The organism is Brevibacillus sp. HB1.3 (genome assembly GCF_013186635.1).
GTDB classification, from domain to species: Bacteria; Bacillota; Bacilli; order Brevibacillales; family Brevibacillaceae; genus Brevibacillus; species Brevibacillus brevis_D.
On record NZ_JABMIT010000014.1, the window covers coordinates 83,338 to 106,476 of the forward strand.

Genomic DNA, 23,139 nt, shown 5'->3' on the forward strand with positions numbered 1-23,139 from the left:
TAAAAAAATTGCCGAAACAGGTCAGATAGTGGCGTTTTACAAGAGCTTGACTCAATTATTCTCTTGGGCTTAATTGCCCTGGACAACCTTCTGGTTACTTCGAGGACGTTGGATTCGGCTTCGGAACCCCACCAGTAAGGACACCTGGATTCAGTTCATTGTAAGCTTCGAGCAATCGACGCGAGATCGGACCAGTAGCATCAGAACTGGATGTACCATCTCTCAAACTGTTCGGCGCAACGACGACGAAAACCAGTTGAGGATTTTCATAAGGCGCAAAGCCGACAACCAGTGCGTTTTCCGCTGGCTGCGACGTTTGTGCCGTACCAGACTTGGCTGCAACCGTGAACGGCAACCCCTTAAAGCGTTGAACGGTACCACCTGGTTGAGTAACCAGCCGCATCCCTTCTCTTACCACCTGTATATACTTCGGATCGATATCAACCCGGTTGAGCACTTCTGGTTCGATAACGGAGAGCGTTTGACCTGGTTTCTTCGGATCGGTGGTTCCTTTGCGAATTTCTTTTACAAGATGGGGGCGTATTCGATATCCTCCATTGGCAATGGTCGAAACGTATTGACCCAACTGCATCGGCGTGAACAAATCATATTGCCCAATCATCACGTCCGCCAAGTTCCCGAAGTACATGTTCTGGTTTTCCCAACCAGTATGTTCATTCGGTAGATCCACACCTGTTTTCACACCAAGACCAAACTGGGCGTTGTAGTAATCATAGACAGAGAACTGCTTCTCCCAGCCATCTTTTCCTTTTCTTGCTAAGCGAAGCGCCATTTCATACATATACGTATTGTTCGACACCTGCAAGGCACGACGAGCGTTAACAGCTCCATGGCCACCCGCCTTCCAGTTGCGTTTATACGTGTTTCCGACATACAATCCGCCTCGGTCATAGATGACTTCGTTCGGTGTAGTTAGCCCCTCCTGAAGCGCAATCATGACAGACAGTGGCTTATAGGTAGAAGCAGGTGGATACGGCGTATAAATGAATCTGTTTGATTCGTTCGGCAAAATAAGCGAGGCGTAATTCTCGTTGAATTTCTTACGGTCGTAATACAGATTCAAATTGTAATCTGGATAACTCGCCATCGCCAATATTTCGCCCGTATTCGGATTCATCACCAATACGTGTGCGTCTTTAAATGCTTTTGGTGTAGACGGGCGCTTCTTGAATGCTTCAACCTCTTCTTTCAAGATGGCCTCTACCTTGCTTTGATAACGCCAGTCCAAAGCCAAAACAAGATCGTTTCCTGGTTCAGGGGCTTGGCGCATCTGCTTCTCTACCGTCTCCGAATTTTTGTTCACGTGAACTTCCATAATCCCGTTTTTGCCACGCAAATAACGTTCATAGGAGCTCTCCAGCCCAGTTACACCGACACGGTCGATAGCGTTGTAGCCTTGTGCCTGATATTCTTTCAAGCTCTCAGGACGAATCGCATTGATGTACCCGAGAAAGTGAGTACCAAATGCCGAACCATCCGGATCTTCGAAAATTTGGCGCACTGGCTCCAGCTCCACACTAATTCCCGGCAGTTCGGTGCGTCGTTCTTCGATTTGGAACATTTCCTGATCTGTAATGTTGACCTTGACACGTCTTGGAATGTAGCTGGCCATCTGCGGTGAACGCATTTCCTGCAGCAAAGAGAGCTTGTGCCACTGAAATTGGCGTTGCTGCTCTGTCAACGGCAGTTTGACATCCATGTCGAACAACGAGGCATAGCGCAGCAAATCCATGTCAGACTTATCTGCTAAGCCTTCCGGGGTTGGCAAAGCTGAAATCTGTTCCTTCACTTTTTTGGCGAGGTCATTGCGATCTTCCTTGTCGAATTTCAGAGCGAGGGTCATATTGGCGTTTATCGCCATTTTTAACAGCTCGAAGTCCGTGGTGTTCGCTTCCGTAATAGCGGGTGTACCTGGTTTGGTAGCATTCAGTTTCTTAATAAGATCTGCTCTCTCCCTGTCATCAAAAGGAGAACGAACGCGCATTCCCAGATATACAGCGGTTTTTACCAACTGGAAGTCAGACATCTGATCAACGGTCTCGACTTTCGGAACGGCTTTTAACTTCGTCGCGACCTTTGCCTTGAGATCGTTCGTTTCTTGCCCATTGAAAGCAACAGGCAAGGTTGATCTCAATTCAATCGTCTTCTTTAACAATTCCTTATCCGTACCAATTTTGCCGCCATCGGGGATGAGGATTTTTGCCAGACGATCCGCGACTTTCTCTTCATCAATGTCCTGTCCTTGTTCTTCAACGTATTGCACAGTGTACACAGGCTTATTCGAAACGAGTACCTCGCCATTTTTATCCAAGATACGGCCACGAGGAGCGGAAATCGGCAGTTCCCGAATACTGAACTTTTCCAATTCATGCTTGTACTGTTCGCCTTCCACCAGCTGCACGATGGATAGCCGCAAAATAATGGCGGCGAAGAACAAAAATACAATCACAAACAATATATTGAGCCGAATAGGTATGTCTGATTTCGGTTCTTTGACTTCTTCCACGAACTCTCCTCTCCTTTGTCCTTACTGCATGTGCATTTCCTTTTTCGCCAGAATCTTGTTGCATACATTCTTGATCGGAAAGTATACCAGTAAGCCAAAAGCGAGATTAAACAGCACACTAGGCAAAATTTGATGCGTCAAAATCCATCGAACATCGAAGGGGGCGGCGGAAAACAAGCGGAACAACGAATACAAAAGCCACTCATGTCCGAACAAAATCAGGAAGCTAGTAATGAAAACCATCCCGAATCCTCTCTGGAACAAAAGAACGATCATCCCTGCAAAGTAGCTGGCCACCATCATGGACATGGTATAGATTCCAATTAGTTGCCCAAATAGGACATCTTGTAAAAACCCGAAAGCGATCCCGTAATACAAACCTTCGCGCCTGCCGAGATACATCGAAATAAAGATGCAGCAGACAAGCGCAAACCGGGGTACCGTCATCCAAGACAGACCCCATGCATCAGGTGAAAATACTTGCATCACAGTTCCTTCCAAAACAAACACAACCACGACGCCCAACGTCAATAAAAACCGAGCCATTACTGACCACCCCCGCTAGCAGGTGGAGCTGGAGGCACAGTTTTTTGTGTCTGACCAGCTGGCTGTTGCGGGATCAATTCACCATTGGGGCCAATTGTGAAGTCTCGTTCCACAACCATGACTTCATTCAATTGTGAAAAATCAGCGCTTGGCTGGATGTAGGCGGTTTGAGTCAAGCCATAATCATCTGGCTCTACGCGAACAATATAGCCGATCGGCAAATTGCGAGGGACAACTCCTCCCAAGCCGGATGAAATAACTTGCTGATCTTTTTTAATTGCCTGTCCCCAAGGGATTTTGCGCATGACGAGCAATCTCTTTTGCGCGTCGTACTCTTCAATGACACCACTAACCTGACGGTACACAGGCTTGCCGTCAACGATCTGCTCCGTCAAAATATCCGCTGAGATGTGGTCACGTCGCTCGTAGCTCGTCAACAATTCAACCGTAGCTGAAAAGTTGGCAACACTTTGTATGCGCCCGACCATTCCTTTGGCTGTAATGACAGCCATATCCTTTTTGATGCCACTTTTTAATCCTTGATCGATGGTAACGACGTTGTTCCATGTATCAGGGTTTCTCGCCACAACTTCCGCAAAGTGAAGGTTGTAAGATTTAAGTGAATCTTTTGCCCCCACCATTTCTCGAAGGCGATCATTATCTGCCTTGAGTGTGTGCAATTCGGCACTTAGACGTGCGTATTGATCCAAGCTTGCCTTAAGTGCCTTGTTTTCTTCATACACGCCGTACGCTTCTTCTATTTCCTGAAAAAAGCCAGAAACAGCCTGGGCAGGACGATAGAAAAAGCCCTGCACCACGCTGAAGGTATCTTTGAAGAACATTTCTGGCCAGGTCAGGCTAACCCGTTCACGAGAAGTGAAGCCCACGACGGAGATAAGCAGGACCAAGCCTACAAGTACAATAATAAGCCGCTTATTCCCGAAAAACGACATGCCCTACCCTCCGTTTATTTACCCCGTTTTAGTCGGGAAGAGGTGATGCCTTGCTTGGATTTGAACAGGTGAATGTTCTCCAATGCACGACCTGTTCCAATCGCTACGCAATCCAGTGCGTTTTCCGCGACATGCACGGGCATACCCGTTTCCTTACTTAACAGGCGATCCATGTTGCGCAAGAGCGCACCGCCACCTGTGAGTACAATTCCACGATCCATGATGTCCGCCGCGAGCTCAGGCGGGCTTTTTTCGAGTGTTACCTTCACCGATTCCACGATAGCAGAAATGGTTTCCGCCAATGCTTCCGCAATCTCTGTGCTGCTTACCGAGAGCGTTTTTGGCAATCCGGTTACAAGGTCACGACCGCGAATGTCAACGTTTTCGACCTCATCAGGAGCAATCGCAGAGCCGATCTCCAACTTGAGTGTTTCTGCAGTCCGTTCCCCGATCATCAAGTTGTAACGGCGCTTGATGTACTGAATGATCGCCTCGTCCATCTCATCCCCGGCCACACGAATGGAGCGGGATGTAACAATCCCCCCGAGAGAAATGATTGCAACTTCTGTCGTACCGCCGCCAATGTCAACGACCATACTACCAGTCGGCTCCCACACTGGCAGGTCTGCACCGATCGCTGCTGCAAACGGCTCTTCAATCGTATATGCTTCCTTCGCCCCAGCCTGCTTCGTAGCATCTTCGACTGCGCGCTTTTCCACCGCAGTAATTCCCGAAGGTACACAGACCATTACGTTTGGACGACGTGTAAACAGCCCTTGATTTTTTTGTGCTTGATTGATGAAATAGCGCATCATTGTCGCAGTTGTATCAAAGTCAGCGATAACCCCATCTTTCATTGGGCGAACCGCTACGATATTACCTGGCGTACGACCGATCATACTTTTTGCTGCATTCCCTACAGCTTCAATGGAATTGTTATTCGTGCGGATCGCTACAACAGAAGGCTCCCGCACCACAATTCCTTTCCCCTTCACAAAAACAAGTGTATTGGCAGTGCCGAGGTCAATCCCCAAGTCACGTGTAAATCCACCAAACATAAAAAAACTCCTTCCAAATATTAATCCAAATGACAAGCATAAGAGAACCTCTTTCGAGGCCTCTTCAAGGTAGAGCGACCGCGTTTTTGGGGAAGGTTTTCAAACATGCTACAAGTACCCTTGCTCTTTGAGACTAACGTACTTGCCTTCCCCGATAATAACATGATCCAACAATGAAATCCCTACCAGTTCACCAGCGTCACGCAGTGTCTGCGTAATCGCAATGTCTTCCCTGCTAGGTGTCGGATCACCGCTCGGATGGTTATGTAGGCATATCACCGATGCGCTGCTACGACGGATCGCTTCTTTAAAGACTTCTCTCGGGTGTACGATGGAAGCGTCCAGACTGCCTACGAAAATCGTCTGCTTGCCAATCACATGGTTCTTGGTATTCAGAAAGAGACAGACAAAATGTTCCTGTGTCAAATGAGCAAGCTCTGGCGACATCAAATCAGCTACGTCCCGTGGTAAACGGATAGAAGCCCTATACTCTCGAGGCACTCCCATCAATCTACGCCCAAGCTCAAACGCAGCATGCAATTCAATCGCTTTGACTGGACCAATTCCTTTTAGCTCTGTTAACTCAGCATGAGAGGCTTGGGCTAAACCACGCAGGTCTCCAAACCTGGCTAACAAGCGCTGAGCCAGCTGATGAGCCGTCTCTTGTTCCCTGCCTGTCCGCAGTAAAATGGCAAGAAGTTCAGTATCAGACAGATGGACCGCTCCTTCGCGAAGCAGTCGTTCACGTGGACGGTCATAGTAAGGGACGTTTTTCAACAGCATTTTGTTACAGGTATTTGTTGCCATTTTATATCCGCCTCCAGCCATATTCACATTATCGAAAACGGCTGTCATGGAGATGTTCATGAGGCGTATGGCCGTCGTCGCTTGCTTCAAGCATGACAACTTTACAAAATTGGCATCCCAAAACGTGTCAAAAGAGTAGACGTCAGGCCTAACGGAAGACCAACAACAGTGAAATAGTCTCCGTTTATTCCTTCCACGATCGTGGCTCCAATACCCTGAATGGCGTAAGAGCCCGCCTTATCCATCGGCTCACCTGTCGCGATGTACGACTTGATTTCTTGCTTTGATAAAGCTCGAATTCTTACGTGCGTTAGACTATGTGAGACTTCAGTACGACCTGTCTCCACATCTATCAAGGCGACTCCACTATAAACGGTGTGCTCTTGCCCCTGGAGCGTGGACAACATACGATATGCGTCCATTTCATCAATAGGCTTGCCCAGTATTTGGTCATCAAGAACGACTACCGTATCAGATCCTAAAACGACGCCTTCCGTCAAGCGAGAAGCCACTTCCTTGGCCTTGCGCAAAGACAATTCTTCTACTACTTCGCTCGCAGATAAATGCTCTGCGGTCGTCTCATCTACATCACTGGTGATGACGGTAAATGATAAGCCTAAAGTTTGCAGAAGCTCCCTTCGACGCGGCGAAGATGAAGCCAGAATGAGAGGAACATTTTTTTTCGTCATTTTTCAACCTACTTTATTCGTCGATGTATCCAAAACGCGAGGGCTAAGCCTCCGATACTGGCTAGATTTAGTTTTACCTGAAAGTTCAGTTCGTACTTCAAAATTTCTAAATCTGCCGCAGGCGACCAAGTAATCTCTTTACTCTTGGCCAAAAAAGGTAGCCAGGGACTTAAAATCTCCCCGATAATGCTACCAAACAAAAGTCCACTCACCAACAGAAACACGAGAGTAAGCGTTTCTTTCCCCATTTTCCCAACTCCCTTTTTATAAGGGATTCTCTTTTTGCCAAACATAAGTTTAGCAAATGGGGAGAAGCGAAACAATCCCTGATTGCTCCTGGTAATTACTGTATAGAAAGAAAAGGCCTCCTGCAAGAAAACCTTGCGGAAGACCATATAAACTTGTATTTATGTGGATGAATGCGCCTTTTGAATCCAACTCGCGTAGCTCTCGAAAAAGGCAAGGACACCTGCCTGTACTTGCCACGCATAGGATTCCGCGCTTTCCACCTTTTTGCCAGCGCTTGCTTCCGCCATTTTGTCCCTGGCTGCCAGCGCTTGATTCACCCCATTTACCATCCCATCAAGCAATGGCTTCCAGGCCTCCTTGGCTTCCATTTTACGGCTTTCCTCCAGAAATTGGCGGTGAATTTCCTTTATTTCTGTCGTTTCTTTTGCGGTTGGCGAAAGTTGACCCGTCGTAATAATCAGCCCCGATTGTGCAGAAAGTGTTTGGACGAGTTTGACTCCGTGGGTGAAAAAGGCATTCACGTTAGGGTCACCAGATGCGTTGGCGGCTTTTCCGACAGGGACAGACCCTTCAAAAGCGGGAAAGGAGAATTCTTTGACGTATATATCCATGCCTTTGTTTTTCAAGCTGGCGGCAAAGCCTAGCACAGCATCTCTTGTGGGAGCAGCGGCTGCGAACATGTACTGCTTGCTTGCGTCTTTATAAAGCAGATGAGGAATACCTGCCTTCTCCAGTGGTTCTACAGCTGTTTGCGGCGATGCATCCGGCTGGAATACTCCCGCCTGTGCGACGTACATGTTTACGGCTGGTAGTTGTAGAGCTACCGTTGTTTGACCGGCTGTTTGACCCACTGCGTTACCATTCTTCGCCTTCCCCTGCGCTTGCTGACTTTCATCTGGAAAAGCGGGGCCTGCCACGCCATTTTTCCCAGCCGTTTGTTCAGTGCCTGCACCCGGCGCGGTCAGTGTCTGAACCGTTTCACTCAGAACATTTCCGTACGACTCGGAAAACTCCTTTTGGGAAAAGACCGTCAATACAAGAAATCCGAACAAGAGGCCAATGGCTACAGCCCCACCTGTTGTTAAAGTCGTGCGCCAAAAGGGCCCCTCTGGCCATAACGCTGCGAGCCGACTCATCGGTCGACTCCTGTATCCCTTTTCTTCGGTATCCTCGAAGGAAAAATCGGATTCGCTGGAGTCGTTTGGCGTCTGATCGAGTTCAATACTCGGCTTCGTTTCTTTCGCGGCAGCTCCTCGTAGCTGCATCATCCGTTCCCACGCTTCGTTGCCCTTCTCCTTAAACGGTTCAGTAAACGGTAAGGGGGGAGCTTGAAAACGAACGCGTGGCGTATCGTCCTTTGGCGTGCGCTTTCTACTTGCTTCCTTAGCGCTGTCGTCCCGCTTTTCATCCCAGAACCTTCCGTTCATTTTGACCGTCACACGATTTTTATTATGTCCGCTCATACGCTTGCCCTCCTAGTCACAGGCTCTTTGTACTAGCATACGTTTTGCTCGGACGGGTTATGACTTCTATCTAGTGATTCTATCGAATTTGTTTCTACTACGGTTCCACAAGCCATTTCAAGAGGCTTCACTCATAAATAAAAGGACGGCTAACCCCATCGTCACAAAAGGCGCAAACGGCACTTCGCAATTTATATTTGCTTTTCGTATCAGCAACAAAACGAGAGAGACGAGCAAGGCTGCCAAGCTCGCAACCGTAAGAACGACTACAAAATCGCGAATCCCGAGCCCATAGCAGACTAGAGCGAATAGCTTCACATCCCCCATCCCAAGCGCAAGAGGCTTGTAATAGCTAATCCATCCAAACACCAGTAAACAGAGAATCGCAAAGAGTCCAGCCATCAGCCATTCCAGTGGCGAAGAGAGAACGAGCTCAAGAAAAGAAATTAGGACAAACCCTGCAAGTAATGCGCGATTGGGTATTCGTCTATGATGAAAATCAACCCACGAAAGGTAAAGGCAGAGTACGAATAATATCATAGTGTTCGCCATTTTTTGTTCCTCCAGTCAAAACCTGTCCTCCTTACAGGATATCAACCATTCCTGAGACAAAAAAACTGCCCAGAACAATTCTGGACAGCCTCTCCATTTTCGATATAGCCACTTTTACGGATTCCAAGTGAACAAAAGACCACCGTGGACAAGACCACCGCCAAAACCATACATCAGGATCGTATCCCCTGCCTTTACTTTTCCTTCCTTGATCCCCAAGGCGAGCGACAATGGGATGGTTGCCGCTGATGTGTTCCCGTAATGTGTCAGACTGTACAATGTCTTATCGAGAGGGAACTGACTCTTCTCACAAATGGATTCGATCATGCGCAAATTGGCACTGTGCGGGATAAACCAGTCCACATCTTCGAGCGTTTTACCCGCCCGGTTCACTACTTCCTGCATCCCCTTTGGAACAGTTGTTACTGCCCACTTGTACACTTCTCTTCCGTTTTGGACCATGCATCCATTCCCGCTCAATTCTCGTCCGTCCATACGCGTGGACAAGCCCGATCGGTATACATGAATCCCTCCGTCTCCCTTTGAGCCTAGATGGGCGGCCAAAAAACCAGGAGCTGTCGAATCCTGCTCAACCAGCACCACTCCCGCTCCGTCCCCGAACAAGATGCACGTGGTACGATCCGTATAGTCGGTTACTTTTGTTAGCGTTTCTGCACCTACCACCAACACTTTGCGATGCAATCCAGAGCTGATGAGCGCATTTGCTGTATGGAGCGCATAGGTAAATCCTGCACAGGTAGCAGAGAGGTCCATGGCTCCCGCCTGCTCGACTTGAAAATGCGCTTGGATTTGACTCGCGACGCTTGGAAATGGATAGTCTGGCGTACTAGTTGCGACCAAAATCATATCGACATCGCGGACATCCTTCCCATAATTTGCAATCATATCGTGGATAGCCGCGATGGCCAGATCACTGGTAAATTCATCTTCCCTTGCCATACGGCGCTCATGTATACCCGTTCGTTGCAAAATCCACTCATTCGATGTATCTACTAGCTTTTCCATATCTGTATTAGTAAGAACGCGACTCGGCACATACGTACCGATGGCGGTAATTCGCGATTTGAAGGGGCTTGTATTTGTCATCATACGAACATCACCTTTCGTTTTTTATGATCTGATTATAACACTAGATATTAGTATCTGGTACTAATTTTTTTAAAAAATAAAAGTCTGTGTTGAATCGTCATAGGGGAGGAGAAGAAAAAGCACAGTTCTCTTCGACTCTGACACGCCCGCTAGGGGGATTCACTGGACGTCTCCACTTAAAAAAGGGGACCGTCGAGCCAAAGCCACCCTACGGGCGGAAGTTTCTCAAGGAAGAAGTGTTCGACAAGCGTGGTCTCCTTTTTTAAGTTCCGACTGGGTAGGCGTTGTCAAGGTCTACGAGCCCTGTGCTTTTTCTTCTCACTAGCTTTGTTGGTAGCTCGATACCTTTTTATAAATAGGTAGATCAAAATAAAAAGACTTGAAACCCGTAGGTTCCAAGTCTTCATACAGCTCTATCTGTTATTTCTCAAGCTTTTCAGCCAGCCAATAGGCGGATTTCCAAATGTCTCCTGCACCCATTGTCAACACGAGGTCGCCCTCTTGCAATTCTTTGAAGACATGCTCCTGCATTTGTTCCTTTGTAGGAATGTACTGTGCACGCGGGTGGCTGTTGGTGCGGATTTTTTGAACCAGCACCTCGGAGGTAACTCCTTCGATTTTTTCTTCGCCCGCCGGGGAGTAGATGTCCGTGATGATCACTTCGTCTGCTTCTGCGAAGGCACGGCTGAATTCATCCATAAGGAAATACGTGCGTGTGTAGCGTTGTGGCTGAAACACAGCGATTACACGTCTGCCCGATGCCCTTGCCCCGCTAAGTGTCGCGATAATTTCTGTCGGATGATGCGCGTAGTCGTCTACGACCAGGACACCTCGTGCATCCCCGATGATTTGAAATCTGCGTTTGGCACCGCTAAAGGTAGACAGCGCCTGTGCAATTTTATCAAAGGAAAGGCCAATATCCAGACATACAATGATCGCAGCTAGTGCATTTGCAATATTATGCTTGCCTGGGACTACGAGACACAATTCACCCAACCGCTCATCCTTGTGATAAATCTGGCACGTACTGCAACGATCTCCACATTCAATGGAAGTGGCTGAAAACTGTGCTTGCGCCACAAAACTCGGATCGACTGCATACGTCACAACCGTTTTTTCGACGGACGGCATGACTTCGCGCACATGTGAATCATCGATACACAGGATCGCTTTTCCATCCGGTTTGAGATGGCTCAAGAACTGGACATATGCCTGTTTCAAATTGTTGAAATCGCCATCGAAATGCTCGAGATGATCTGGTTCGATGCTCGTCACTATTTCATACATCGGTCTGTATTCCAAAAAGGAACCGTCGCTCTCATCTGCTTCGGCAATAACATAATCACTGGTACCTGCCTTTGCGTTGGTACCAGCACTCATCAATTCACCGCCAATGATGAAGGTCGGGTCTACACCGCACTCTTCCAGCACGTGAGAGATCATCGATGTCGTGGTCGTCTTGCCGTGTGCTCCGGCTACTGCTACTCCTGTGCGTTCATTCAATATGCGAGCAAGCATTTGGGACCGGTGCATGACCGGAATTCCAAGCGCTTGGCCTGCGATCACCTCAGGATTGTCTTTAGAAATACTGGTGGAGTATACGATGCTGTCTGCTCCCTCCACGTGGGCAGCATTATGGCCAATATGAATGACCGCCCCTCTTGCTTCCAGCTTTTTCGCCAAATCGTTCATGGCGACATCGGAGCCGGTTACCTTGTATCCAAGGTCGATCAAGACGCGGGCAATGGCACTCATGCCATAACCGCCGATGCCCACAAAGTGGACGTGTTGGGCCTGATCCACCCTATTCACCTGCCTCTTCTACTATAGTGGGAAAGAATGCGCGTACTTGGGCGATGAAGTAGAGCGAACCGCAGACGACCAGCCAGTCATCCGCCTTCGCTAATTGCTTCTCCCGCATCCAAGAAAGGAGAAACGCCCGCCAGTCTGGGACTGCATCGAGAAACTCTTGCTCCCAGCCCCCGGCTAAAAACGACTCTTGTAAGCTATTGGCTTCGGCTGCACGCGGGAAGTCAAAGGTTGTCACATGCAGCTTTTTGATTTTTGACTTAACTGGTGCGAGCGACTCTGCCATTTTGGCGAGCGGCTTATCCGCCAATCCAGAAAAGAGCAAATGCAACTGTACTCCGTCCGGCAACAACCGATCCAGACTGCTTACAAGCGCCTCCATTCCTTCCTGATTGTGTGCCCCATCCAAGATAACCATTGGTCTTGGAGAGATGACTTCTAGACGACCAGGCCAACGCGTTTGTTGCAAACCACGAGATATTTCTTCTTCCTCCAGCAAGAAAGAGAAGTAATTTCGCAGGACATCGATAGTCATTAAAGCAACGGCTGCATTGGTTGTTTGGTGAATGCCATTCATGGTAAGACGGTAGGATGCTTCCGCACGACGGTGAATGCTTTTGTAACGAAACTGTTGATCACCCAGCTGCTCTTCTACCTGCTCTGCCCAGAAATGTTCACCTATATGATATAGCGTACTCTTCATTTGTCTCGCGCGCTCCTCAAAAACCGCGAGAAGTTCCGGCCTAACCTCACCTGTGACTACAGGAACACCCGGCTTGATAATCCCCGCTTTTTCCCGGGCAATATCTTCCAAGCTTTCTCCCAGCACTTGTGTATGGTCCATGCCGATATTCGTGATGACTGAAACAAGCGGAAGGACGACGTTCGTCGAATCCAATCGCCCGCCTAGTCCTGTTTCCCAAACGACTACAGCTGGTCTCGCCACTCTTGAAAAATAAAGAATGGCGATCAGCGTAATCACTTCAAATTCGGTAGGGGAACCATACTCTGTTTCTTGTTCGCATCGGTGCACCCACACCTTGACTTCATTTACCAGCTGCAATAGATCTTCTTCCGCGATCATGCTGCCGTTGTAACGGATGCGTTCACGGAAATCCACCAAATAGGGGGAGGTAAATGTACCTACACTATATCCGGCTTCCATCAGCATTTGCGTCAGGAATGCGCAGGTTGAACCTTTTCCATTGGTGCCAGCCACATGAATAAACGGGATTCTCCGCTCAGGATGTCCTACCTGCTCCAAAACCCACTGCATTCTCTCAAGCCCCGGCCGTTGACCGAACCTGAGGAGTCCATGCAGCCAGTCGAGCGCTTGGGTGTATTCTACAAACCCTTCTTCTGCATGCATACCACAATGCTCCATTCTCAAAAATATGCGATGGTATGGCGGATCATTCGCCCTTCAATTCAGCAAGTCGTGCAATCACCTTATCCCGCTTATCCATGTAGTCTGTCATCTTCGCTTTTTCCTCTTCGACTACTTTTTCAGGTGCCTTGGCCATAAATCCAGCATTGTTAAGCTTTTTCTCAATGCGCTCCACTTCGCCGTTGAGGGTCGCCACTTCTTTTTCCAGGCGCTTCAGCTCTTGCTCGATGTCAATCAAGCCCGCCAGTGGAAGGAACAGTTCTGCTCCCGTGATCACAGAAGACATCGCTTTATCAGGCGTAGCCAGATCCAGGCTGATTTCCAGACGCTCAGGGTTGCAGAAACGAGTGAGATACTGCTCACCGCGTGCCAGTCGCTCAGCAGACAGTGCATCGCTTGGCTTGATCAAGAGTTCAATTTTCTTGGACATCGGTACGTTTACTTCAGCGCGGATGTTGCGGACGCTGCGGATGATATCCATCAACTGGTTCATTTCGCTTTCTGCTTCAGCAAACATCCATTGCTCGTTAACGGTTGGCCAAGGTGCTACTGTGATGCTCTCGCCTTGGTGCGGCAATGCCTGCCAAATTTCCTCCGTGATGAACGGCATGAACGGATGCAACAGCTTGAGCGTTTGATCCAGAACCGTTACCAGAACGGATTGGGTGGTTTTCTTCGCCGCTTCATCGGTACCGTACAATGGCAGCTTCGCCATCTCGATATACCAGTCACACAGGTCATCCCAAATGAAGTTATAAAGCACACGGCCAGATTCACCGAATTCAAATGCATCAGAGAGACGGGTTACATCTGCAATGGTTGCTTGCAGGCGGGAGAGAATCCATTTGTCTGGTGTAGACAGCTCACCGCTCAAATCGATCTCCTCGTATTTGAAGTCAGTCAGGTTCATCAAGGCAAAACGGGACGCGTTCCAAATCTTGTTTGCAAAGTTGCGGTTTGCCTCTACCTTTTCCCAATAGAAGCGCTGGTCATTCCCTGGAGAGTTCCCGGTCGCCAGTGTGTATCTCAGCGCGTCCGCTCCGTACTTCTCGATTACTTCCATCGGATCGACACCGTTGCCGAGTGATTTGGACATTTTGCGGCCTTCGGAGTCGCGAATAATGCCGTGGATCAAAACGGATTCAAACGGACTTTTCCCGGTAAATTCAAGACCTGAGAACATCATGCGAGCTACCCAGAAGAAAATGATATCGTAGCCTGTTACCAGGACATTTGTTGGATAGAAGTACTTCATGTCCTCGGATTCTTCTGGCCAGCCCAGCGTCGAAAACGGCCACAGACCAGAGGAGAACCATGTATCGAGAACGTCGTTATCCTGCTCCAGCTTGTGGCTGTGGCAGCTTGGGCACTCAGTCACATCCGCGCGAGATACAATCGTTTCGTTACAATCTCCGCAATACCATGCAGGAATCCGGTGACCCCACCAAAGCTGACGGGAGATGCACCAGTCGCGGATGTTTTCAATCCAACGCAGGTAGTTCGTCTTGAAGCGCTCTGGGACGAATTTCACACTCTCAGGGCTATTTGCATTAGCCAGTGCTTCGTCAGCCAATGGCTGCATTTTTACGAACCATTGGGTAGAAAGGTATGGTTCTACGACTGCATCGCTGCGCTCACTATGTCCAACCTGATGAATATGCTCCTCAACCTTGAACATAACGCCTTGCTCCGTCAAGTCTTTGATGATTTGCTTACGGCATGCAAAGCGATCCAAGCCTTTGTAGATACCAGCCAGCTCGTTCATCGTGCCCGTCTCATCCATGACAACGATTTGTGGCAACTGATGACGAAGACCCAATTCAAAGTCATTCGGATCGTGTGCTGGCGTAATTTTCACAGCACCAGACCCAAACTCAGGATCAACGTAGTCATCTGCTACGATTGGAATTTCGCGTCCTACGATTGGCAAAATCACGGTTTTGCCGATCATGTCTTTGTAACGCTCATCTTCCGGATGTACCGCTACAGCCGTATCACCTAACATCGTTTCAGGACGGGTTGTAGCTACTTCAATATAACCAGTGCCATCCGCCAATGGGTAACGCATGTGATGCAGCGCACCTTTTACTTCCTTGTAGATTACTTCAATATCGGACAAAGCCGTGCGAGCAGCAGGGTCCCAGTTAATGATGCGATTGCCGCGATAGATCAAGCCTTTTTCGTACAAGCGAACAAATACTTCGCGTACAGCTTGGGACAGGCCCTCATCCATGGTAAAACGCTCGCGGGAGTAATCCAGGGCAAGACCGAGTTTTTCCCACTGCTCACGAATATGCGAAGCGTAAATGTGCTTCCATTCCCATACCTTTTCCACGAATTTTTCGCGGCCTAGGTCATGACGAGAGATGCCTTCTTCTCGCAAGGTAGCCTCTACCCGCGCTTGGGTTGCGATACCGGCGTGGTCCATACCTGGCAAGAACAAGGCGCTGTAGCCTTGCATACGTTTGGTACGCGTAATGATATCTTGCAAAGTCGTATCCAGAGCGTGGCCCAAATGCAATTTACCTGTAACGTTCGGCGGTGGAATAACAATCGTAAACGGACGTTTGTTCGGGTCACGTTCTGCCTTGAAAAATTGTTTTTCGATCCAATACGGATACCATTTGTTCTCTGCTGCTTTTGGATCATAGTTTTTCGGCAGCAATTGGTCGATGTCGGTTGTTGGCTGTGTAGACATGTACGACTCCTCCTATTAGCATGGCTTGCTTTGCAAAAAATAAAAAAACCCTTCATCGCAAAGGACGAAAGGATTATTTTCGCGGTACCACCTTTGTTAACACACGATAAACGTCATGCTTATGGCGTGTTCACTCTGACAAGATAACGGTTGCGAACCGGTCTCGGCTAGGCACATGCTTTCACCGAAAAAACTCCTGGGCGACCTTCAGCCATTCATGACCTTAGAGAATCTCGCAGCTACTGATTCTCCTCTCTGCCAAGGCGTCCTGACTTACTCTTCCCACTCATCGTTCATATCGTATGTAGTTGTCTTATTGTTAGCTTTCACTATTATATACAATCACGCTGTTTGGCGTCAAACCCGGGTTTCGCCCACTTTTCCAACTGCAATGCCCAGTGCTTCGGTAAAACCGAGAACGCCCAAAATATCGAGAATTTCTTCTCGGACATTGACGATTTCTACCTGCTTGCCCAAGGCCAACAATTCTTTCGTGGTAAAAAACAGGCTTCCAATACCGGAAGAATCTACAAAGGAGACACCTTGAAAATCGACGGTAACGGATTGATTTCGCCCTCCATACTGCTGGAGCAATTCACCCACTCGATCTCCTACAGCCATGTCCAACTCTCCGACGAAAAACAATGTAGCTTGTCCGTTCGCCTCTGTTGCGCGGTAGTCCATGCTCAAACTCCTCTCAATAGGTATCGGTACACCCAATCTGCTCGTCCTTTTACTATATTACCCATTTTCATTCACTTGCAAACATTTGGCTTTTTGGAAATCGTTTCTTAACGCGAAAGGATACATTCTAAAATAAGCTTTGTTCCCGCCAGCGAGCTGCTCAAATATACACGATCACAGTATTGCAGGATCACGTGAAAGCCGGCCCCAAGCGAGTGGCGTGTAGAAAATCCTTGCTGTAAGGTAGCGCGCGGAATATCCTCGAGCAAAATTCCTTGGCCTTCATCATGGATCACAGCCCGGCACATCTGCCTGTCATTCGATAAGTATAACGTGACCACACCGCCATTTCCGTGCTTCAACGTATTCGAAGCAGCTTCGTTGACTGCAACGAGAAACTGCAATAATCGTTTATCAGAAATGCCTTGTGGTTCCAAGGCCTGCTTGAACAATTTACGCAGTTCTGCAAGCTGCTCCGGTAAACGGATATCAATCGCCAAGAGCTTATGCCCTTCCCGAAGCAAGAAAAATAATTCTTCATCACTAAGCAACAACAGCTTACCTTCAGTGACCACACCCAGAATATCTTTGTAGATCTCCCATTCCCGTCTTTTGCGTTTTCGTTCTTCTGCAATGACGGCGGTGACATCAATCAAGGCAATTCCACAGGTCCGATCTGGCAATACAGATGTGTATAAATCAAACACCTTTGTACCATCCGAGGTGACAATTTGCTCCCTCACAGCTCCGCCCGTTCCAGCCGCCTCTTCGACCAGTCGTTGCATTTCTCGCTCTACTTCCACACTTGCACGAGCGTCACCCAGCGGACGCACTTCCCCTTCATCGTAAAGATAGAGGAAAATGGTCTCGATCTGACGCAGTATCGATAGCTTTTGAATCTCTTGTTTGATTAATCGCCCCCGCTCGTCGTCTCGATCCTTCCAATGTAACAAGACGTCTGTAGGGTCCAATTCGCCACTCATGTGCCACGTGTGAAATTCTTCCAGAAGCAATCGCTCCAGGACATCTTCCCGTCGCAAAACCTTTTCGATATCGATAATATGGTAAGGATCACCAGCTATACCACGCAATCCGCTACCGATAATTCGGAAATCATAGGCGAGCTCTATTTCTATGCGTCCGTGCAAATCATGATCAGAACTGCTTAACCCAATGGTCGTCCGACTCACTGCTACCAGCTTCGCCTGGAACGATTCCATCGTTGCTAGGTTCGTCACCTTAACAGTGCGGGGCGGAACGACTTTATTCGCTGCACCGCCAGAACGTAGCGCGACAAGGCAATTATCACAAGTGGGATTGTCCGGACAACGCTCACACAAAATCACAGTTCATCCTCCTATTCACTGACGCAACTACACGAGGGCTATACTCTCTTCAGGCTCAAATTGAAGAATCAACACAGAAATATCATCCGTTTGTTGTCGCTGCTGTGTTATCTCCATTAAGTAGGACTCAACTCGATCCATCGGCTCCTGCTTACTGTCACCAGGCATATGTAATAAGGAAGTTAGTTCTTCTAGCCAATGCCTGCTTCCTCGAAACACATCTTTTCTCCCTGTATCGATCAAACCATCTGTGTAGAGTAATAGCATCCCCTCTTCTTCTAAGGGTACCTCCTCCATTTGGTACGTGCTATCGGGCGAAAGCCCTAGGCCTACCCCACCCTTGCAGGCTAATACGGTTGGATTCGATTTGGACAAATAAAAAGGCTGTGGATGTCCTGCCCTGCTAAATCGAATTTTGTGTTCCACCTCATCATAGACAGCAACCAGCATCGTAATGTAAGACCGGGTTTTCACCAAATCTGCATAAAGCAACTGATTGAGTCTTTCCAAAATCTCATCTGGCAAATAGCTGGACTGCAACACCTGCCGTACAGCTATCCTAATCCCCGTTGCCCAAATACTGGCCAAAAAACCGTGACCAGACACATCCGCAATGATAAAACAAGTGTAGCGATCATTAATTTGTCGATAATCAATGTAATCTCCGCCGACATAATCGACTGGTACGTAAACTGTTCTTGTTCGCAAACTGGTCAACTGCAATTCTTCTGTGGGAATGAGCATCGACTGCATGCGTCTAGCCAGCTTCATCTCCATCTCAATTTCTCGCTGTCCTGATGACTGGTCCTGTTGACATCTGAGAATCAACGCCCGGATGTTTACGAGAAGCAGCCCATAAAAAGATTTCTCCAGTTCCTTTAGCTCACGGTCGTTGACGTTACTCTGGGCGAACAAACGGACATAACGCGGTGTTTGAGCGGTATCACACTGTTCCGAGACAACAATGCGCTCCTCTACCTCGCGCTGCACTTTTGCGCTCTCTTTGTTGCCACGCTCGATTCGAAAATAGACAACACCTAAAGCCGATTCAAACGAGATCGACAGGAAGCACGGCTTGTCCATTTTCACGAACCACGTATCGACTAACTCTTCTATAAATGGCATGAGGCTCTCGTAATTGACCTGGCGTTTACTTTGCTCATTGCTGGTCATCACCAGATACTCGTAATTCTGTTTCAATTCCATTAGTTTGACCAATTGATGATTCATCCCCGGGCCACTCCCATACACACTTTAGCATAATTCTTTCTTTCGGGAATTGCGCAAAGGGTTTTGGCAATTTTCAAAAACATTATGATCACCTTTATTCGTTTCGTCCTAGCCTTCCTGCCCTACACCTTCCCTTTTCAGGCGCCATTCAAACCACTATCTACTTTCCATGAAAATGTTTCTGGTGTTTGTTCAAGGTTGTAGACACTGTCCAAAGTCACCGCGCATATGCTGGAATGAGGTGATTGTGATGAATTTTCGTTGGAAGTATAACCCCACGTATTTACGGATCAAATACGGATGCAAACAGGTGCTCTTTCCGCTGTTGGTTTTTCAGTTTGTCCGAACGGTTGTGTTTCCTACCTCTTTTGATGTCATCCTTCTTGGTTTGCTGGCCATGCTCTATGTTGCCATCTCTCTTGAATGGTTATAAAAAGAAAAACAACGCCCCACGCGGTGAGACGTTGCTCATTAAAAGGCTTGCTGGACCCAACGATGCAGGCGCATCAGGCGGTCCATATCTTTTTCAAAACGTTGGACAGCGTAAAGCTCGCTCCACTCGCGGGGATGATGATAATAAATATCCAGGTCCCTCATGATCCTCTCCGGATAAGACAGAAACGAAGCCATCAGCTCAATTTCTTCCGGTTGCAGCGGAAATATCTCGGCGTAGCGATGGAATAGTTGAGAAGCCCCAACCTCATCCCCCGCCATTTGAAAATAAGTACGATAAAATAGCGTCAAATCGCGTACTGGTGTATCAAAACTGGCACGATCAAAATTAAGCAGCCGTCCTTTTCCCGATCGATCTGGTACAACATGCTCTGGATTCGGGTTACCATGGATCAACGATAAGCGAAAATGAGCATGTGTCTCATGACGTTCTCGCCAATCGGTCAATAAGTCTGTCGCTGTTTGAGCCATTTCCTCAATAAACTCCTTATTTGCCAAAAACACCAGATCAAAAGGAGAAGGGTATTTGCGTTCCTGCGCAAGAGTTGCCGCCTTATTCATTTGTTCTTGCCAATATTGCCAGCGGTTCAGCAAGGAGTCAACAAGCGGCTCTACCTGTCGCGGGTCATCGTAGCGATAGTTTTGTGTCAAATGATGAAGCTCCGCCAAACGTTCCAAGGCGGGGGGCGCCCAAGACAAGGGCTGCTCGGCCCATTCCTCACTCCCTGGCTGCCAGGGGGTTACATAATAGGCAGTGCTACCCTGTTGAACAAAAGGATCATCGTATTTCGTGTACGTAAAAGGAACAGCCCCATCCCATCCGCGGTGCTGCAATTGGCGCAGCATATCGCTGACGAAAACAAGACGTTGCGCGGGTACTTGCGCTCGTTTGCATACGAAGGAGCCGTAGGGAGTCGTCGCCTTAAATACATTTGGCTCCTTTAAAACGTCGATGCTCTGGGCATACATGTCATACTCTTTGAACAAAGGAGCAATGTCATCATACCGACTCATAGACTCCCTCCCTCCTCGAACGCTCGGCCCGCTCTGCAATATGTCGAAGTAGCAAATCAACAGATTGTTGGCTCTGCAAGGCGTGCTCAATACCAGCGATCGACGCTTCTTGATTCAGTGATACACGTTTCACGTAGGATTCGATACTCCTGTACAGTTCACGGGGACGAGCCATAAAGGCAAGTATCAACGAATAGTTTCCATAGGTAAGGGGCTTGATTTCTTCATAGCCGTCAAAAAAAGCGTCTATCTGCTTCAAATCCTTATGGGTTAAAAAATGATCGCGCAAAAAGGTGGCAACGTCGCGTTGCTGGACTGAAATGACCGGCCTGAAAAAGCCTCTCAAGTACAGCTTCCCGTTTATCAATCCCCAGTTGTTACGCAAAAGGTCCCGATGGGATACAGCGACTGCCTCCGTGGTAATTCGATCATGGGCCAGCATCGTAGCGGAACGGTCCATTCTTTGCAGCATAGGGGTCATGAGTTCCGATACCCAACGATTTTCCTTAGAATTCCTCTCATATTTGGCTCGAAATGATTCGACCAGCTCTTTGGCACGTCTAACTTTTTCCCCCACTTGCTGCTTTTCCTGCTTGAGCAAATCACTTCCGGACAGTAAAGGACTTTCCTGCTGAGACTGATGCATCATCGCGATCACCCGTCCGCATTGCCTCGCAGTGTCCTGGCCGGGCTGATAGTCTTCGATTTGTCTGTGGTGGTCCGTCATGGTAACACCGCGTTTGCCCAGAATCAAAAATGGCTTGGTGTCTCTCGTCCGAATAAACCGCTCCACTTCTCGAAACCCCTGACGAGCCAGTCGTTCGCGCCAAGCAAACGACCAGCGCATCACATCTACACGCGGCCAAACGTGGAGTTCTTTGGGGCCCCGGTTTGTCTCCAATAAATAGCAATCATCAAGGGGCGTAATTCGGATTACGCGAGCTCGATATTGCTGGCAAACCTCGGAGAGATCTATTTTATCCACGGTCCCCCACTCCTCTATTGTGGGATGTACAGAATCTGCCCTGCTACGAGCTGCTCAGAAGTTAATCGGTTTACTTCCACGATTTTAGAAACTGGCAAGGAGTATCGCTGTGAAATATGCTCTAACGTCTCATCGCGCTGAATAATGCACATTTTCAGCTGACTGGAGCGCTCTTCTTTTTTCCGGACAAACGATGTGAGATTTTGCATGGCCTCCACCGTAGAAGGGCTGGCATTCGCCGTAGACCCATATCGTGAAGAGCTAGATGAAGATTCCGCCTCCTGTGCCATCGCTTCCTGCTTGGCACGACTCGCTTGAGAGAAGATGGAAGTAATGTTCACGCTACTTTTTTCTTCCTTGGAGGGTTTCCCTGATATCGCCACTCGTACTTCTACATCTTCCGCGGCAGCCTCTGGTTCTGCAACGACTGCTTCAGCAACGACTGGTTCTGCTTCTTGCTCAGGTTCTGGCTCAGATACTACACTAACTTCCACCGCTTCTTGCACAGCTTCTTGCACAGCTTCTTGCACAACTGCCTGTGACTCCGCCTCGACTGATGAGCCAGTAGATTCATTAGAAACTGGTTGATATCCGATTGCCTGTTGATCGTGTAGAGCCAGTATTGGCTCCTCATATCCTTGTTCTTTTTCGGCTATTTCTCTCATCTGTTCTTGCTCATCTGCCAATACTGGCTGCTCGGAATAGGAGTCAGAAGAATCGTACGAAGCAGTTTGTTGGGAATCGAAGTCATACGAAATCGGAGCAGTCTCCCAAGATTCTGGTGGATCGGGCTGTGCCACTTCCAATACATCCCCATATTGCTCGTAGTATTCATCTTCATTGGATTGAGCAATAGCCGGGGTATCGAACATGGAAGGAGATTCGGTTGATTCATAGGATGCTGGCAATGCCTGCCGCTCCAATTCTTTCTCCAGCGCACTCAGCTTTTGATCAATGTCATCGAGGGACGTCTGCTCCGTATATTCCTGCCCATCATCCCCAGCAGCGAAGGTGTATTCCCATGCTTCTTCGTCTGGGCCGGCAGCCTGCGTTTCGATCTGCTCTGCTTGTTCATTTCGATTCCCAAGGACTATCCCTAAAATCTTCAGATCGGCATCAATTAGCATTTGATGTGGTGATTCCAGTTTGTAGTCAAAGCTGTCCACAATCGCGTAGATGTCTCCGATCTCCGTAATCCGATCCAATGGAATGGTGATATTCAACGGAATGCGATGACCGATCTGTTCCTCCCAGCCATAAAAGGCTTGATCCGATGCTTCCTGGCGAAAGGGAGTAAAAGTCATGGCCTCAACCAGCGATTCTCCTTCGCCGCCTGTCGCTTCTGCGGCTTCTCTGATTGGCTCGTACTTCCCTACTAATTGCAAGCAGCCCGTGATCGAGATGTAGGAATCGTTTTCCAGCACCTCCACATCTGGAACCAATTCCAGCTCTTGCAATTCACCTATTCCAGCTCTATCGGATGAGAGGAAAATGGTCTCCTTGATGGCAAAAGAGAGTTGCCCATCCTGTAATGCCATTCGTGCTCCTCCTTTCAAGTGCAGGACATTTCCCTATACTA

Annotated in this window: 20 protein-coding genes and 1 other annotated feature; of the genes, 1 reads left to right on the forward strand and 19 read right to left on the reverse strand. The window is 48.4% G+C overall.

Annotated features, from left to right (window positions below):
- Positions 1-94: 94 nt before the first annotated feature.
- From HPY31_RS25240 to HPY31_RS25315, 16 genes are all read right to left on the reverse strand, one after another.
- Positions 95-2,527, reverse strand: a complete 2,433-nt coding sequence (locus HPY31_RS25240) for a peptidoglycan D,D-transpeptidase FtsI family protein (RefSeq protein WP_172142917.1) — start codon at positions 2,525-2,527, stop codon at positions 95-97.
- 21 nt (positions 2,528-2,548) lie between these two features.
- Positions 2,549-3,073 (reverse strand): rod shape-determining protein MreD, encoded by a 525-nt coding sequence (mreD, locus tag HPY31_RS25245; protein WP_172142918.1) that lies wholly within the window; start codon positions 3,071-3,073, stop codon positions 2,549-2,551.
- Positions 3,073-4,026 carry a rod shape-determining protein MreC gene (mreC, locus tag HPY31_RS25250; RefSeq protein WP_016739189.1) on the reverse strand — a complete coding sequence of 318 codons (954 nt, stop codon included), beginning with the start codon at positions 4,024-4,026 and terminating at the stop codon, positions 3,073-3,075. The genes mreD and mreC overlap by 1 nt, the downstream gene beginning before the upstream one ends.
- Positions 4,027-4,040: 14 nt before the next feature.
- Positions 4,041-5,084 (reverse strand): rod shape-determining protein, encoded by a 1,044-nt coding sequence (locus HPY31_RS25255; RefSeq protein WP_016739188.1) that lies wholly within the window; start codon positions 5,082-5,084, stop codon positions 4,041-4,043.
- 108 nt (positions 5,085-5,192) lie between these two features.
- Complete coding sequence (gene radC / locus HPY31_RS25260) at positions 5,193-5,891, reverse strand: RadC family protein (RefSeq protein WP_137029879.1); 699 nt, start codon at positions 5,889-5,891, stop codon at positions 5,193-5,195.
- 101 nt (positions 5,892-5,992) lie between these two features.
- On the reverse strand, positions 5,993-6,580 hold the full coding sequence (locus HPY31_RS25265) for a Maf family protein (RefSeq protein ID WP_172142919.1): 588 nt from the start codon (positions 6,578-6,580) through the stop codon (positions 5,993-5,995).
- A gap of 8 nt (positions 6,581-6,588) precedes the next feature.
- Positions 6,589-6,828 carry a DUF4321 domain-containing protein gene (locus HPY31_RS25270; RefSeq protein ID WP_026133904.1) on the reverse strand — a complete coding sequence of 80 codons (240 nt, stop codon included), beginning with the start codon at positions 6,826-6,828 and terminating at the stop codon, positions 6,589-6,591.
- A 159-nt stretch (positions 6,829-6,987) separates the two neighbouring features.
- Positions 6,988-8,292 carry a hypothetical protein gene (locus tag HPY31_RS25275; RefSeq protein ID WP_172142920.1) on the reverse strand — a complete coding sequence of 435 codons (1,305 nt, stop codon included), beginning with the start codon at positions 8,290-8,292 and terminating at the stop codon, positions 6,988-6,990.
- 117 nt (positions 8,293-8,409) lie between these two features.
- Complete coding sequence (locus HPY31_RS25280) at positions 8,410-8,844, reverse strand: prepilin peptidase (protein ID WP_172142921.1); 435 nt, start codon at positions 8,842-8,844, stop codon at positions 8,410-8,412.
- A 114-nt stretch (positions 8,845-8,958) separates the two neighbouring features.
- The gene (locus HPY31_RS25285; protein WP_172142922.1) at positions 8,959-9,954 is read right to left on the reverse strand and encodes a ketoacyl-ACP synthase III; all 996 of its coding nucleotides are present in this window, start codon (positions 9,952-9,954) and stop codon (positions 8,959-8,961) included.
- 420 nt (positions 9,955-10,374) lie between these two features.
- Positions 10,375-11,757 (reverse strand): UDP-N-acetylmuramate--L-alanine ligase, encoded by a 1,383-nt coding sequence (gene murC / locus HPY31_RS25290; protein WP_172142923.1) that lies wholly within the window; start codon positions 11,755-11,757, stop codon positions 10,375-10,377.
- A gap of 1 nt (position 11,758) precedes the next feature.
- On the reverse strand, positions 11,759-13,132 hold the full coding sequence (locus HPY31_RS25295) for a bifunctional folylpolyglutamate synthase/dihydrofolate synthase (protein ID WP_172142924.1): 1,374 nt from the start codon (positions 13,130-13,132) through the stop codon (positions 11,759-11,761).
- Between the two features lie 43 nt (positions 13,133-13,175).
- Positions 13,176-15,848 (reverse strand): valine--tRNA ligase, encoded by a 2,673-nt coding sequence (locus HPY31_RS25300; RefSeq protein ID WP_172142925.1) that lies wholly within the window; start codon positions 15,846-15,848, stop codon positions 13,176-13,178.
- A 57-nt stretch (positions 15,849-15,905) separates the two neighbouring features.
- Positions 15,906-16,147: a binding site (T-box leader), on the reverse strand.
- 58 nt (positions 16,148-16,205) lie between these two features.
- Entirely contained in the window at positions 16,206-16,532 is a 327-nt protein-coding gene (locus HPY31_RS25305; protein WP_016739180.1) for an STAS domain-containing protein, read from the reverse strand.
- Between the two features lie 107 nt (positions 16,533-16,639).
- Entirely contained in the window at positions 16,640-17,878 is a 1,239-nt protein-coding gene (locus tag HPY31_RS25310; protein ID WP_172142926.1) for an ATP-binding protein, read from the reverse strand.
- 27 nt (positions 17,879-17,905) lie between these two features.
- Entirely contained in the window at positions 17,906-19,108 is a 1,203-nt protein-coding gene (locus HPY31_RS25315; protein ID WP_172142927.1) for a PP2C family protein-serine/threonine phosphatase, read from the reverse strand.
- A gap of 250 nt (positions 19,109-19,358) precedes the next feature.
- Here HPY31_RS25315 and HPY31_RS25320 point away from each other — a divergent pair, with 250 nt between their 5' ends.
- On the forward strand, positions 19,359-19,541 hold the full coding sequence (locus HPY31_RS25320) for a hypothetical protein (RefSeq protein ID WP_026133903.1): 183 nt from the start codon (positions 19,359-19,361) through the stop codon (positions 19,539-19,541).
- A gap of 38 nt (positions 19,542-19,579) precedes the next feature.
- Here HPY31_RS25320 and HPY31_RS25325 read toward each other — a convergent pair whose 3' ends face one another.
- From HPY31_RS25325 to HPY31_RS25335, 3 genes are read right to left on the reverse strand one after another with little or no spacing between them, the layout of a single operon-like run.
- Entirely contained in the window at positions 19,580-20,575 is a 996-nt protein-coding gene (locus HPY31_RS25325; RefSeq protein WP_016739176.1) for a protein kinase family protein, read from the reverse strand.
- Complete coding sequence (locus HPY31_RS25330; protein ID WP_172142928.1) at positions 20,562-21,560, reverse strand: phosphotransferase; 999 nt, start codon at positions 21,558-21,560, stop codon at positions 20,562-20,564. Before HPY31_RS25330 ends, HPY31_RS25325 begins: the two co-directional genes overlap by 14 nt.
- 14 nt (positions 21,561-21,574) lie before the next feature.
- Complete coding sequence (locus tag HPY31_RS25335) at positions 21,575-23,098, reverse strand: LysM peptidoglycan-binding domain-containing protein (RefSeq protein ID WP_172142929.1); 1,524 nt, start codon at positions 23,096-23,098, stop codon at positions 21,575-21,577.
- Between the last annotated feature and the right edge of the window lie 41 nt (positions 23,099-23,139).